This is a genomic window from Tissierella praeacuta DSM 18095 (genome assembly GCF_900128955.1).
GTDB classification, from domain to species: domain Bacteria; phylum Bacillota; class Clostridia; order Tissierellales; family Tissierellaceae; genus Tissierella; species Tissierella praeacuta.
On record NZ_FQTY01000002.1, the window covers coordinates 174,199 to 187,726 of the forward strand.

Sequence of the window (13,528 nt, forward strand, 5' to 3'; positions counted from 1 at the left end):
ATATTATAGTAATATATTTTATCTCATCTTTGAAGATTATACTCTGTGAAAAGTCTTGAGTCCTAAGATATATAAATTAAAAAAACTCAAACATATGTTTGAGTTTTTGCTGTTACTATGGTATAATTTACCTAAAATAATCGGTGATGAGGTGTTAGTAGTGGATGTTTTAGAGAAGTTAAAGATATTGTCTGATGCAGCTAAATATGATGTTTCTTGTTCATCTAGCGGAAGTAATCGAAAGAATAAAAAAGGTGGACTAGGAGATGCAAGTCCAGCAGGTATATGTCATAGTTGGTCTGATGATGGAAGATGTATTTCCTTGTTAAAGATTTTAATGACTAACTATTGTATCTATGACTGTGTTTATTGTATTAACAGGTCATCCAATGATTTACCTAGAGCAATTTTTACACCAGAGGAGATAGTTGATTTAACTATAAATTTTTATAAAAGAAACTATATAGAAGGCTTATTTTTAAGTTCTGCTGTATTTAAATCTCCTAACTATACAATGGAAATGCTTCTTCAAGTAGTTAAAAAGCTTAGAGAAGAAGAAAACTTCAATGGATATATTCATACAAAGGCAATACCTGGGGCAGATGAGGATATTGTTAATAAAATAGGCAGATATGTGGATAGAATGAGTGTAAATATAGAATTACCCACAGAAGAAGGATTAAAACTCTTAGCACCTCAAAAAAATAAGGAAAATATTTTAAAACCTATGAACTTAATAAAAACTGGGATTACTCAATCTATAGATGATAGAAAGAAATTTAGATTTAGTCCCAAATTTGTTCCAGCAGGTCAGACTACACAGTTAATAGTAGGAGCTACAAAAGATAATGATTTAAAAATCATTAGACTATCTGAAGGATTATATAATTCTTATGGTCTTAAAAGAGTATATTATTCGGCCTTTGTACCTGTATCCAATAGTCCCAAACTACCACTTATTAAATCTCCGCCTCTTGTAAGGGAAAACAGACTTTATCAAGCAGATTGGTTACTTAGATTTTATGGATTTGAAGCAAAGGAGTTATTAGATGAAGATAAACCTGACTTTGATTTGAGCCTAGATCCTAAATGCGACTGGGCACTTCGCAACATTCATTTATTTCCAGTAGAGATAAACAAAGCAGACTATACTATGCTTCTAAGGGTACCTGGTATTGGAGTAAAATCAGCAATAAAGATAATTCAAGGAAGAAGATTTTCATCCATAGACTTTTTTGATTTAAAGAAATTAGGAATTGCACTTAAAAGAGCCCAGTATTTTATTACATGTAAAGGAAAGTACTATGGGATAAAATCTATGGATAGTCAAATAATTCGTAATCAGTTAGTGGAAAGTCCTTCAATAGAAAAGAAATATTATCAATTATCTTTATTTGAACAAGTATCTCCAGAGGATAAGTATATTCAAATAGGAGGGCAGCTTTAATGATTCATTATATTTATGATGGTAGTTTTGATGGATTGTTAACTGGAGTTTATGAAGCTTATTATAGGAGAGAAAATATTGATGATATAGTACCTGAAGATAGTATGGAAGAGAACTTTCTAGTACAAAAAGTATTTATTTCAACAGATGGAGAAAAATCTAAAAAGGTATATGAGGCTATAGAAAATAAGATTTCAGAAGAAGCTTTAAGGAAAGTTTTTTATGCCTATTTATCTGAGTTACCAAGACATGGGATAACTATATTAAAATATCTTCAACTAGGATTTACAATTGGAGCAGAGGTGGATTTCAATTTATCCAATGATATTGTTTTAAAAATAAATAGTATTTATGATAAAGTAGGTAAAGAAAAACATAGGATGTTAGGACTTGTTAGGTTTAAACAACTTGAAAATGGGATATTGTATTCTTCAATAGAACCAGATTACAATATTGTAGGGCTACTTGCACCCCATTTTAAATCTAGAATGATGAATGAAAATTGGGTAATACATGATGTAAAGAGAGGAATAGCTGTATTTTATAATAAGGAAGAGTGGGTTATTAAGGATATGGAAATTAATAATTCATTGATAGTAAAAGAAGATGAGGAACAGTATCAAGAACTTTGGAAAGCATATTTTAAATCCATAGCAATCCAGAATAAAATTAATCCAAGCTTACAAAAAAGATGTATGCCAGTGAGGTATTGGAAGCATTTAGTGGAGAAATGAAATAGTTTATTTTCAAAACATTTATTTTATAATAGGGAAAAGATAATTTATTATGTCTTTTCCCTATTATATAATTAGTTGTTTTTAAAATAGTCTAATGGTTCAACGGCTTCTCCATCTTTTCTTACTTCAAAATGTAAATGTGGACCAGTACTAGCTCCAGTCATGCCTATTTTTCCAATAGCTGTACCAGAAGTTATTTCTTCATTTTCTTTAACAAGGAGTTCAGAGCAGTGAGCATATACTGTGGCTAAATCATTACCATGGTCAATAATTATTGTTTTACCATATCCCTCATCAAATTCTGAAAATACTACTTTACCATCTGCTGCTGCAATAATAATTTCTCCTTCTTTTCCAGGAATATCAATACCAGTATGATTTTTTTCCATTTTTGTAACTGGATGTACTCTTTTACCAAAAGGTGCAGAAATCCTTTTAGAATTAGGTACAGGCCAAATCATTTCTATTAATTGGATATCTTCTTTATTTATAACTGGGGTACTACTTGAATAATCGTCAGCAGATACCTTCATATTTCCATTGCTTAAAAATACGCCAGACATTAACATAAACAGCAATATAGTCACAAGTGACAATTTATATGAACCTTCTTTAAATTTCTTTATCATTATAATCCTCCTTTTTAGATACCTCTTCTTATTTATAAATTCTGTAGTAATGATCCTATATGGTTTAGCTCTATTTTTTTCCAATAGATTTATTATACATAAACCATAATTTTCTTTTTCATCTTCTTCAAAAGACGAAAGAGCTAAGGCATCACAAGCAATTTCGCAATCATTTTTCATTTTGCAAAGACCGTACCAAACAATAGGGTTAAACCAATAGATTATCTGTAGGATATATATAATCATATAAATCAATATATCCTTTCTTTTATAATGGGCTAATTCATGTGCAATCACATACTTTAAATCATCAATATGAATTTTTTCTTCTATGTCATCAGGTAATAATATACAGGGGTTAAAAAAGCCATACAAACAAGGAGAATAGACAAAAGATGATTTATAAGACTGCAAAGATGTTTTTATACTAAGCTTTTTTGTACATTTAAATAATATTTGTTTAATATGTCCTTCTACAGGTATCTTGCTAATATTAACTAAATGTCCATATTTTATATTAGATAATATGAAATACAGTCCTAATATTAATATGCCTAAAATCCATATACTTGGCAAAAAATATTTAAGTGAGAAATTAGAGGAAAATTTATGTAAATTAATATTTTGATGATTTAATCCATCATTAAACCACTTAAATATCTGGGATTTTGTTATTACATAATTAGGTTTTAATATAATATTATAAGGGTTGATTCTAGAAAATATATTAAAGCACCTTAGATTCACATTGGATAAAGTTAACCTTATAATAAGTAAAAACCAAAGAATATTTTGACCTCTAACTCCTATTTTCTCTCTAAATATATTCTTCACCAATAAAATAATTCCAATTAAAAGACTAGACTTCATTGAAGCTTCTAAAATTGTATAAAAAAGTCTTACAAGCATGATAAATGACTCTCCTTAACTCTTCTTTTTATCTAAGATTTCTTTTAATTCGTTAATGTCCTCATTAGAAAGTTCATATTCTTCAATGAAGCTAGCAAGCATAGCTTTTAACTCCCCCTTGTAGAATTTATTAATGAATTTATTACTTGTTACACTAATACATTCCTCTTTTTTTAAAAGGGGATAATAGTAGTAAGATTTTCCTATTTTTTCATAACTCAAGATATTTTTATCTACAAGCCTTGAAATAAGAGTTTTAATAGTAGTTGGTTTCCAATCTCTTTTTTGTCCAGCCTTTTCAATTATTTCTTTAGAACTGAGTGGGTTTTTCTCCCAAAGAATTTCCATGACATCCCATTCTGAGTTTGATATTTTAGCTGATTTTTCCATTTTTTCACCTCCTATAAAAATATGACTACAAATGTAGTTTGTATTTATAGTCTACAACTGTAGTCATAAAAAGTCAAGATAATTTATTTGTAAATTTTTTAATTGAAGAAAGCTAATTATAATAAATGGTAAAGACTATAATAAAAATTTCTTTGGTTTGTTAAACCAGAGTTATTATATTTACAAGAGTTCAAGAATATAAATCATTTTAGGAAGATTATATTGAATGGTATAATAAATATAGAATTAAAAGTAAATTAAAAGGACTAAGTCCTATTCAATATAATAGAACTTAATCCTTATGAGTTACTTAATTTAATGTATCCAACTTCTTTGGGTCAGATTATTTATTTAGTTATTTGGTTTCAAAGGCTATACCAAGAGTATTTGGACCACAGTGACATGATATAGTACAACTTGCAATTGTTACATAGATTTTCTTGAAATTCGTATGTTCTAAAATTGTATTTTTAGCAAGACTAATAATCTTCTCATCCATTCCAGAATGGACGAGAAAGATATGTTCATTATTAATATCATCATGGCTTGATAGTTTGTCCTTAATATATTTTACTATAACTTTTTCAATTGTTCCCCTGTATTTATTTCCTAAACTCATAGCACCTGATTTGTTATTTACATTGATAACAGGTTTTATTTTCAATAGATTTGAGCCAAGAGATGAAATCTTTGAACATCGTCCGCCAGCATATAAAAAATCCAAGGTATCCAGAATGAAGCTCATATGTATTTTTTCCTTATAATTGTTTAAAGTATTGCTAATTTGCTTTGCTGTGAGTCCTTGATTTATCATATCTGCGGCTTTCAATACTAAAAGAGCAGAACCAGTAGAGAGATTTTGTGAATCTACAGGATAGATATTACCTAGTTCCTTTGCTACTATACAACAGTTATTATAACTGCTTGTAAGAACACCGCCAAGATTGATATGTATTATTTCATATCCATCATCTATCAAAGGTTTGAAATAATTATAATATTCCATAGTATTTATGGCAGATGTTTTTGGAAGCAGCTTTTTTTTATAATAGACTTCAAAAATTTCAGGTGGTGTGATATCTATATTGTCCTTATAGGTTTTTCCATCTAAAAGGATAGTATAAGGATAATGTTTGACACCATAATGCTGTATTAGTTCATTATTCAAATCGCAGGTACTATCAGCACTTAATATTATCTTTCTCATCTAAATTATCCTTTCTAAATACATTATTAAGTAATTTTATAGCCAGATAAATATGTTAAATTTAGGTATATATACAAAAATCATATCTAATATAGCTTCTTTTGTCAATTGGTCTTTGGGAGTTTTATAGCTGCTCTAAAATATTAAGAATAAAATGAATATTTCTTGACAACAATATTGGAGGAAATATATAATATAAGATATATTGGTGAAGGAGTTGATGTAATATGATAACAATGATAATGGTGATTACTCAATAAAATCAAATATGGGTCAAGGAATTAATAGTAAACAGTATGTTTTTTTGTTATGCAATAGACCTTGTGCCGTAGAATCAACCTTTCACGTCTACTTAAATCCAATAATAATTAAATAATATTACCGTAGATATCCATGGATGGTTTTGTCTGCGGTATTTTTATGCCCATTTTTAAAAAATTAGAAGGAGTGATGTTTTATGAAAAAGAATATAAATCCCAAATTTATAAGTATAAAAATTAATAGAAAGTTGATTAAATTGGAGGTATTAAATGAATAATTGTATTGAAAATTATGGTTTTACAGATTTCTTTAGAAATCAAATAGAATTAATTAATATAGATAAAGATAATCTTGTGCCAGCAAGAGTAATTGAAGTTCACAAGGAAATGTATACGATAATCTATGATAATATGGAGAAAAGAGCAAGACTCAAAGGTTCAGTATTTTATAATGATAATTATAGTATATATCCTGCTGTAGGAGATTTTGTTTTAGTTAAGCACAATCCTTATGGAGAGGATATAATCTATTATGTATTAGATAGAAAGAGTAAGTTCTCAAGATATGATTCTCATTATGAAAAGGAGCAGATGATAGCATCTAATTTTGACCATGTATTTATAGTTTCATCTTTAAACCATGACTTTAATATAAAACGGATTGAGAGATATCTTTCAATTGCATGGGAAAGTGGGGGCAGTCCAGCAATTGTTTTAACCAAATCGGATCTAGCTGATAATATTGAAGAATATAATTTACAAGTAGAAAATGTAGCTATGGGAGTACCCATTTTCTTTATTAGTTCCATTACAGGAGAAGGAATAGATGAATTAAAGAAATATCTTAAACCAAGAGAGACTATAGTATTTCTTGGTTCTTCAGGAGTAGGAAAATCTTCTTTAGTCAATGCCTTATCTGGGGAGAATATTATGAAAGTTAATGATATTAGAGAAGACGATAGTAAGGGAAGACACACTACAACCCATAGACAATTGATTGTGTTAAACAGTGGAACTATGATAATAGATACTCCTGGTATGAGAGAGCTTGCATTGTGGAATGTTGAGGATGGGTTAGATACTACATTCTCAGAGATTGAAGAGTTGAGCAGATTATGCAGATTTAAAGACTGCAGCCATAATAAAGAGCCAGATTGTGCTATTAAAAATGCATTATTAAGTGGAGAACTTTCCTATGATAGATGGAATAATTATATAAAGCTCCAAAAGGAAGCTAGATTTACTTCTAGGAAAGAAGAACTAAATCTTAGGAAGAAAGGAAAAGCTCAGAATAAAGCAAAATTATTAAAAAAATAATATAGGGGAAAAATATATAATTGCCAAGGAAATAGTTTCTTTGGCAATTATATATTTTTAAGCAAATTAAATAACATTTAGAATTCGACAAACAAATACTGATATTTATATTATAATGTTATTATAATAAATTAACCTACATTTCGTCATTGTTTCTAGATATTAATGCTAATTTAAATTTTTTATCATATGAGAATAAGGAAATGATGTATTCAGAAGGTGTATATTCTTTTAGAACAATATATGAAAATATATTTACAATACTTGAAGATAATATGATTTCTGATAAAGAATTTGAGTATTTAAATTTATTGAGTACATTTATAAAAACACTTATAGAAGAGCTTAATTTAGCAGTTGAATTTGTAAGAGATGATGACGAAATTGTAAATTACAGTACAGAAAATTTGAAAGTATCTTCTCTAAGTAGATGTATTTTAGATTTTATAATGGATAATAAAGAAATTTTTCTTTATTCATTAAATAATTAAAAAATAGGGATTAGATATAAAAATCCCCCTATCTTTTTTATATAAAAAAATATATACTAAATATTAAGCTATGCTAAATTAGCTTAATACTTTTATATAGGAGGGGAAAATGGAACTACCTAAACTTAAAATAGGAAATCTAATTGCTAAGTTGCCTATTGTGCAAGGAGGTATGGGAATTGGTATTTCCTTATCAAATCTAGCAGGTAATGTAGCCTTAAATGGAGGAGTAGGTGTGTTATCTGGTGTTGAGATTGGGTTTAATGAACCAGATTATTACCAAAATAAGAATGAAGCAAACTCAAGAGCTTTAAGGTACCATATTAGAAAGGCAAAGGAAATAGCCAAGGGGGGGATTGTTGGTATCAATATAATGGCAGTTCTAAATAATTTTGAAGAAGTAGTTATAGAAGCAGTCAGGGAAAAAATAGATATAATCTTTTCAGGTGCAGGGCTTCCCCTTACCTTACCTAGTTTCACTAAGGGAACAGATACTAAGGTTGTACCTATTGTTTCATCTGACAGAGCAGCTACCCTTATATGTAAAACTTGGGATAAACGATATGATATTATTCCAGATGCAATTGTATTAGAGGGACCAAAGGCAGGCGGACATTTGGGGTTTTCAAAGGAAGAATTGAAAGACTCCTCTAAGGATTTAAATACTTTATTGTTAGAAGTATTGGGAGCTATTAAACCATATGAAGAAAAGTATGGAAGAGATATTCCTATTATAGCTGCAGGAGGAATAATGAATGGAAAAGATATTGCTGAATTACTAAAACGAGGTGCATCAGGTGTGCAGATGGGAAGCAGATTTGTAGCAACGGAAGAATGTGATGCATCTGAAAATTTTAAAGAATCTTATATAAATGCAAATGAAGGAGACATAGTGCTAATCAATAGTCCAGTTGGTCTAATAGGGAGGGCTATAAACAACAAATTTATAGAAGATGCTAAGGCAGGACTAAGGAAACCAATAAAATGCATTACAAATTGTTTAAAGCCATGCAAACCTACAGAAGTACAATATTGTATAGCGAATGCTCTAATTAATGCACAAAAAGGAAATCTTAATTCAGGATTTGCATTTGCAGGTGCCAATGCATATAATATAAATAAGATTATTTCAGTGAAGGGTTTAATGGAAGAATTGGTTAAGGATATTCAATTACATTTTTAATAATAAAACTAAGCCAATTTTGGCTTAGTTTTATTATTAAAATGGGTAGAATAAATATAGTAAAAAATAGGATACAATATAATGTATGTTGTATTAGAAGGAGAGAAATTGGTTATGAAAAAAATATTTAATAATGATTGGCAGGAATTATTAGAGGGAGAGATGGAGAAAGAATATTATCAGAAACTTAGGGAATTCTTGATTAAAGAATATAGAACTAGAATAATATATCCTGATATGCACGATATATTTAATGCACTACATTATACTTCTTATAAAGATGTTAAAGTAGTTATATTGGGGCAAGATCCTTATCATGGACCTAATCAAGCATATGGACTAAGTTTTTCAGTAAAACCGGGTGTTAGGATACCGCCTTCATTAGTAAATATTTATAAAGAATTGAAAGATGATTTAGGCTGTTATATACCAAATAATGGTACCTTAACTAAATGGGCTAAAGAAGGAGTACTTCTATTAAATACTTCTTTGACTGTAAGGGCTGGAGAGGCTAACTCCCATAGCAAAATTGGTTGGGAAATATTTACGGATCACATTATTAGATTATTAAATGAAAGGGATGACCCTATAGTATTTATTCTTTGGGGAAATAATGCAATTAAGAAGAAAGCTTTTATAACTAATCCTCAACATTATATAATAACATCAGTTCATCCAAGTCCATTATCGGCTACTAGAGGTTTTTTTGGTTCAAAGCCATTTTCTAAGACAAATAAATTTTTAGAATCTATAGGAAAAGAGCCTATAGACTGGCAAATAGAAAATATTTAGTTCTCCTTTAAATTTGATAAAAAATAACTTGATATTAATCTAAAACATGGTATCATATAAAGGATTATATTATTTAAAGGAGGATTTTATGGAGAAAAATCACACGCAAAATGTAAAAATTGTTAATGCAGATCCATCGGCAATAGGTCTTTTTGGACTAGCAATGGTAACCTTGGTGGCATCAACGCAAAAGCTAGGTATTACACAGGGATTATCATTTGTAATACCATGGGCAATATTTCTGGGAGCCTTCGCTCAACTATTTGCTTCTATTAATGATTCAAAGAGAAATAACACTTTTGGTACCACTGCATTTGGAGCTTATGGATTCTTTTGGATGGGAGTTGCCACATCTTGGATGATAAATATGGGTGTATTTGGTGAAGCTCTAGCATCAAATGTGGATACAAAGCAATTGGGATTTGCATTTTTAGGATATCTAATATTTACAATTTTTATGACTGTAGGTGCTATGGAAACACATAAGGTATTATTTCTAATTTTCTTCTTCATAGACCTATTATTTCTCGGATTAACTCTTGATTCCTTTGGCATCATGGGAGAATTTCCACATAAATTAGCGGCGTATTCAGAGCTTATTATTTCATTATTATCATTTTATGGCTCAGGAGCGTCAGTATTAAATGAGCATTTTGGAAAAACTTTTTTACCTGTAGGTAAACCATTTGGAATATTTAAATAATAAATAATAATTCTATTGCATAGTTTTAAAAATAGAATTATACTGTTAATATCAAATAAGATTTAGAATTGAGAAGATTACTAATTGAGTAAACAACATTTCCTCTTTTATGCAATATTTTTGATTGTATTTTAAATCTTATAATAAATGTAAAGGAGGAATGTTGAAATGGCAGATAAGACAATAAAATGTAAAGACTGTGGTACAGATTTTGTTTTTACAGAAAGAGAGCAAGAATTCTATAAGGAAAAGGGCTTTGATAATGAGCCCCAAAGATGTGCAGACTGTAGAAAAAAAAGAAAACAAGAAAAAGGTAACAACAGAGGTTTTAGAAGATAATAGAAATGACAGGGAATTTTCCCTGTCATTATTTATTGTTTATGAATACCACCCGCTAACGGGTGGTTATGATTATATATAAAATATGAGTAGATTATTGTTTAGAAGCTGAATAATTGTATAAAATATTAGAAACAAGAATAGTTTGCAATTATCTTTTTATGAAGAAATTAAAGAGTAAATAATTAATATTGAGTTTGATGGTAAGGAAAGATATGATGAATGTCGATTTTTTGGGTATTATGTAATTAGAATTTTATATTTTTTTATGATATTATATTAATACATTGAGATTATGTAATAAAAGGATAATTCATAATTTAAATGCAATATAACTTATTGAATAATTAGTTTGTAAATTTCCAATTACTACTATCTCAAGATTAATTCCTATTTATTCCAAGTAAATTTGTTAAATTTAATCCTTTGATAATTACTGATTATTTTTTCATAAGGTATGAGAGTAATGTACATATGGCATGGGATCTATATTTATTAAATCCATGTATCTTAAGTTTTCAAGATTACAGCAATTTGGTATAGAAAATAGCCTTTCTACTGTAATCCTTTAGAGAATTAGCAAAGTGATAGTTTTTTCTATACTCATTCTTAATGTTGTGTTGATTTTGATTCTCTAAGATTTATATCAGTAATTAAGTGAACTGATAAATCCTTCGATGGTTTGGACGGATACAGGTAATACAGCAGTAGTTTATGTTGAGAAATTTACAGATTTGACCCTTATTTATTTATGATTAACTTATAAAATATAAATGGAGGACTATGAATGAAAAATTTAATATCTAGTAAAAAATTATTGATTGTATTTTTATTTTTCTTAATTATTGGGCTAATATTTATTTTCTCCTCCTTTTTTATAAGTAAAGAAATAGTAAGTTCTGCAAATAAACGTGGTTATAAAGTTATGATGGATGCTGCTTCATATTTTAATATGATTGACAACATTGCGTCAAACTTTAGAATTGGAGGATTGGCTATATCTTTAATAGGAGGTTTAGGGGTTATAAAATTTATTAAAGATATATAATTTTGCTAATAACTTTTAAAGATATACAAATTAGGATTAATAAAAGAGTGACTTAAGTCACTCTTTTATTAATCCGTTCTACTATTTCTACCTGATACTATTAAATACAATTAATTCAATAAATTTATTCAACATTAGAAAGCAAGGAACACCGATATAGAATTTCTTTTTGCTTAGTTTATGTTTAAATATTACCATGCCTATTAAACTACCTATGGAACCACCAAAGAAAGATATTCCTAATAAATATGCTTCTGCTATTCTCCATTTTTTCTTTTCTGCTTTACTTTTATCTATTCCGAACAATATAAATGAAGTAAGATTTATTAAAACTAAAAATCCTAAGAAAAACATCTCTCTATTGTTAAAATTTGAAATGAATTTCATATTATTTTACACCGAGATAGTTTGCTATATTAGCATCTTCTGTTTTTATTCCCTTTATTTTGGATGTTTTACAGCTAATTAGACCTGTAACTCCAGGTCCATGTCCTGCCAGTATACAATCTGAATGCACTATTACACCAATAGTTACTGCACCTTCTAAATACTGGCGTCCATAAGTATTATCGCAATCCCTTAATAGCACTATATCTCCAAATCTAAGTTTGTCTATTCCATATTTTTTTACCGCTTCTTTATCTCCAGTAGTTATATCATAATCTCCAGTAAGGCTAGTGGAACTACCTATACCAGAACCCATTAGATGGGCAGGGATTTCAGTTACTACAGGAACTTCTAACTCTCCATTTTCATTTTCTCTGATTCCCATTTTTTCAAATAGATTAGGGTCAAGGTTCATTATTAGTACATCATCATGACCTTCCATTTTAAGACCTTGACCATTTGCTTTAATAAGTATTGTATCATTTATAGCCATTTTTTCTAAATCTTCCTGTGGGAAGTATATAAGGACATGCTCAATTCCTCCATGCATACCAGTGACAAATCCCTTTGCACCTTTTGCATCTCCAGATATTACTCTAGCTTCATTTCCTACACAGGATAGAACCATTAGAGGTCTATTTTCAGCTACATCTTCATTTCTAATACTTACACCTGGTTCCACATGGTCACCTACAAGGTTCATACAAGAATCTCCAATTTGAAAATTGTAAGTAATGCCTCCTGTTCCATGTAAAATCATAGGTTTGCCATCACTACTTATTCTATAGGGACTTGGTCCCATTATAGGACTATGAATTTTACCCTGTACTGATTGAATTACTAATTTGTCTTTATTAGTTTTTATCAAAAAAATCACTCCTTTTAGTCATATATAATAAATTATACTATATAAATGTAGAAATTAATGACTTTAGAAAAATATTTATAGGATTTAATATAAATATAAATATTTTTATATACCCAAAGAGAAGTTTACATAATCAATAATATTGACAAAATATACTTAATATTATAAAATGATGGTGTTAAAAATCTATAGCAAAAAAACTTAAATAAGATTAATGAATAGTTGAAATTAAGATGGATTTTATTAAGAGGTGTAAACCTTTATCATAGACAGCACATTAGGATTGCTGTCTATTTTCAAAATAAGATTAAAAAGGAGGTTTATTATGGAATTTAAATTTGATATGGAAAAAAACAAGGAAAAAATTGAAGATTTTAAGGTGTTTATTAAAGAAAATGAAGACAAGCAGGGAGCCTTAATGCCAGTGTTACAAAAAGCTCAGGGGCTATTTGGATATTTACCTGTAGAAGTGTTAGAGATCATATCTAAAGGATTAGATATTCCATTATCAGAAATATATGGTGTAGTTACTTTTTATTCTCAATTTTCATTAATTCCTAAAGGAGAATACAGAATAGGTGTATGTTTAGGAACAGCTTGTTATGTAAAGGGTTCCCATGAGTTACTTAACAAGGTTATGGAAGAATTGGGAATTGAATCAGGTCAAACTACACCAGATATGAAATTCTCCCTAACAGCAACTAGATGTATAGGGGCATGTGGATTGGCACCAGTTTTATCAGTAAATGATGATGTATATGGCAGATTAAAACCTGAAGATGTAAAAGGCATTTTAGATAAGTATAGATAATATGGAGGTG

General features: G+C 28.9%; 15 protein-coding genes and 1 pseudogene. 11 read left to right on the plus strand and 5 right to left on the minus strand.

Going from position 1 to position 13,528, the window contains the following annotated elements:
- The first annotated feature begins 160 nt into the window (after window positions 1-160).
- Window positions 161-1,447 (plus strand): putative DNA modification/repair radical SAM protein, encoded by a 1,287-nt coding sequence (locus BUB33_RS03490; protein WP_072973178.1) that lies wholly within the window; start codon window positions 161-163, stop codon window positions 1,445-1,447.
- Window positions 1,447-2,181: a TIGR03915 family putative DNA repair protein gene (locus tag BUB33_RS03495; protein ID WP_072973180.1), complete on the plus strand. Its 735-nt coding sequence runs from the start codon at window positions 1,447-1,449 to the stop codon at window positions 2,179-2,181. The genes BUB33_RS03490 and BUB33_RS03495 overlap by 1 nt, the downstream gene beginning before the upstream one ends.
- 74 nt (window positions 2,182-2,255) lie before the next feature.
- Here BUB33_RS03495 and BUB33_RS03500 read toward each other — a convergent pair whose 3' ends face one another.
- Both BUB33_RS03500 and BUB33_RS03505 read right to left on the minus strand, forming a co-directional pair.
- Window positions 2,256-3,722 (minus strand): M23/M56 family metallopeptidase, encoded by a 1,467-nt coding sequence (locus BUB33_RS03500; RefSeq protein WP_072973183.1) that lies wholly within the window; start codon window positions 3,720-3,722, stop codon window positions 2,256-2,258.
- A gap of 15 nt (window positions 3,723-3,737) precedes the next feature.
- Window positions 3,738-4,112 (minus strand): BlaI/MecI/CopY family transcriptional regulator, encoded by a 375-nt coding sequence (locus BUB33_RS03505; protein ID WP_072973185.1) that lies wholly within the window; start codon window positions 4,110-4,112, stop codon window positions 3,738-3,740.
- Between the two features lie 142 nt (window positions 4,113-4,254).
- On the opposite strand from BUB33_RS03505, the pseudogene BUB33_RS16865 reads away from it, so the two are divergent.
- Window positions 4,255-4,408, plus strand: a pseudogene (locus BUB33_RS16865) (IS3 family transposase); the annotation flags it as partial.
- A gap of 59 nt (window positions 4,409-4,467) precedes the next feature.
- On the opposite strand, the gene BUB33_RS03515 reads toward BUB33_RS16865, so the two are convergent.
- Window positions 4,468-5,319 carry a DegV family protein gene (locus BUB33_RS03515; protein WP_072973187.1) on the minus strand — a complete coding sequence of 284 codons (852 nt, stop codon included), beginning with the start codon at window positions 5,317-5,319 and terminating at the stop codon, window positions 4,468-4,470.
- A 530-nt stretch (window positions 5,320-5,849) separates the two neighbouring features.
- Here BUB33_RS03515 and rsgA point away from each other — a divergent pair.
- The 7 genes from rsgA (at window position 5,850) to BUB33_RS03550 (ending at window position 11,452) form a co-directional block, all read left to right on the plus strand.
- The gene (rsgA, locus tag BUB33_RS03520; RefSeq protein ID WP_072973189.1) at window positions 5,850-6,896 is read left to right on the plus strand and encodes a ribosome small subunit-dependent GTPase A; all 1,047 of its coding nucleotides are present in this window, start codon (window positions 5,850-5,852) and stop codon (window positions 6,894-6,896) included.
- Window positions 6,897-7,045: 149 nt separating this feature from the next.
- Window positions 7,046-7,387 (plus strand): hypothetical protein, encoded by a 342-nt coding sequence (locus BUB33_RS03525; protein ID WP_143154882.1) that lies wholly within the window; start codon window positions 7,046-7,048, stop codon window positions 7,385-7,387.
- A 109-nt stretch (window positions 7,388-7,496) separates the two neighbouring features.
- Entirely contained in the window at window positions 7,497-8,570 is a 1,074-nt protein-coding gene (locus BUB33_RS03530; protein WP_072973193.1) for an NAD(P)H-dependent flavin oxidoreductase, read from the plus strand.
- Window positions 8,571-8,684: 114 nt separating this feature from the next.
- Window positions 8,685-9,362 carry a uracil-DNA glycosylase gene (locus BUB33_RS03535; RefSeq protein ID WP_072973691.1) on the plus strand — a complete coding sequence of 226 codons (678 nt, stop codon included), beginning with the start codon at window positions 8,685-8,687 and terminating at the stop codon, window positions 9,360-9,362.
- A gap of 88 nt (window positions 9,363-9,450) precedes the next feature.
- Window positions 9,451-10,065: an acetate uptake transporter gene (locus BUB33_RS03540; protein ID WP_072973195.1), complete on the plus strand. Its 615-nt coding sequence runs from the start codon at window positions 9,451-9,453 to the stop codon at window positions 10,063-10,065.
- A 168-nt stretch (window positions 10,066-10,233) separates the two neighbouring features.
- On the plus strand, window positions 10,234-10,404 hold the full coding sequence (locus BUB33_RS03545) for a zinc-ribbon domain-containing protein (RefSeq protein ID WP_072973197.1): 171 nt from the start codon (window positions 10,234-10,236) through the stop codon (window positions 10,402-10,404).
- 787 nt (window positions 10,405-11,191) lie between these two features.
- Window positions 11,192-11,452, plus strand: coding sequence for a hypothetical protein (locus tag BUB33_RS03550; RefSeq protein WP_072973200.1), 261 nt, complete (start codon window positions 11,192-11,194; stop codon window positions 11,450-11,452).
- An 87-nt stretch (window positions 11,453-11,539) separates the two neighbouring features.
- Here BUB33_RS03550 and BUB33_RS03555 read toward each other — a convergent pair whose 3' ends face one another.
- Together BUB33_RS03555 and BUB33_RS03560 are read right to left on the minus strand one after the other, a co-directional pair.
- Window positions 11,540-11,839 (minus strand): DUF1294 domain-containing protein, encoded by a 300-nt coding sequence (locus tag BUB33_RS03555; protein ID WP_084725125.1) that lies wholly within the window; start codon window positions 11,837-11,839, stop codon window positions 11,540-11,542.
- A 1-nt stretch (window position 11,840) separates the two neighbouring features.
- On the minus strand, window positions 11,841-12,707 hold the full coding sequence (locus BUB33_RS03560) for a DUF4438 domain-containing protein (RefSeq protein WP_072973202.1): 867 nt from the start codon (window positions 12,705-12,707) through the stop codon (window positions 11,841-11,843).
- A gap of 325 nt (window positions 12,708-13,032) precedes the next feature.
- On the opposite strand from BUB33_RS03560, the gene BUB33_RS03565 reads away from it, so the two are divergent.
- Window positions 13,033-13,518 carry an NADH-quinone oxidoreductase subunit NuoE family protein gene (locus BUB33_RS03565; protein ID WP_072973205.1) on the plus strand — a complete coding sequence of 162 codons (486 nt, stop codon included), beginning with the start codon at window positions 13,033-13,035 and terminating at the stop codon, window positions 13,516-13,518.
- Window positions 13,519-13,528 lie beyond the last annotated feature (10 nt).

What these genes read in the sequence shown, in the direction of transcription:
- BUB33_RS03495 (WP_072973180.1), top strand. Translation starts at nt 1,447, where the DNA reads ATGATTCATTATATTTATGATGGTAGTTTTGATGGATTGTTAACTGGA.
- BUB33_RS03500 (WP_072973183.1), bottom strand. Translation starts at nt 3,722, where the DNA reads ATGCTTGTAAGACTTTTTTATACAATTTTAGAAGCTTCAATGAAGTCT.
- BUB33_RS03505 (WP_072973185.1), bottom strand. Translation starts at nt 4,112, where the DNA reads ATGGAAAAATCAGCTAAAATATCAAACTCAGAATGGGATGTCATGGAA.
- BUB33_RS03515 (WP_072973187.1), bottom strand. Translation starts at nt 5,319, where the DNA reads ATGAGAAAGATAATATTAAGTGCTGATAGTACCTGCGATTTGAATAAT.
- rsgA (WP_072973189.1), top strand. Translation starts at nt 5,850, where the DNA reads ATGAATAATTGTATTGAAAATTATGGTTTTACAGATTTCTTTAGAAAT.
- BUB33_RS03530 (WP_072973193.1), top strand. Translation starts at nt 7,497, where the DNA reads ATGGAACTACCTAAACTTAAAATAGGAAATCTAATTGCTAAGTTGCCT.
- BUB33_RS03535 (WP_072973691.1), top strand. Translation starts at nt 8,685, where the DNA reads ATGAAAAAAATATTTAATAATGATTGGCAGGAATTATTAGAGGGAGAG.
- BUB33_RS03540 (WP_072973195.1), top strand. Translation starts at nt 9,451, where the DNA reads ATGGAGAAAAATCACACGCAAAATGTAAAAATTGTTAATGCAGATCCA.
- BUB33_RS03545 (WP_072973197.1), top strand. Translation starts at nt 10,234, where the DNA reads ATGGCAGATAAGACAATAAAATGTAAAGACTGTGGTACAGATTTTGTT.
- BUB33_RS03550 (WP_072973200.1), top strand. Translation starts at nt 11,192, where the DNA reads ATGAAAAATTTAATATCTAGTAAAAAATTATTGATTGTATTTTTATTT.
- BUB33_RS03555 (WP_084725125.1), bottom strand. Translation starts at nt 11,839, where the DNA reads ATGAAATTCATTTCAAATTTTAACAATAGAGAGATGTTTTTCTTAGGA.
- BUB33_RS03565 (WP_072973205.1), top strand. Translation starts at nt 13,033, where the DNA reads ATGGAATTTAAATTTGATATGGAAAAAAACAAGGAAAAAATTGAAGAT.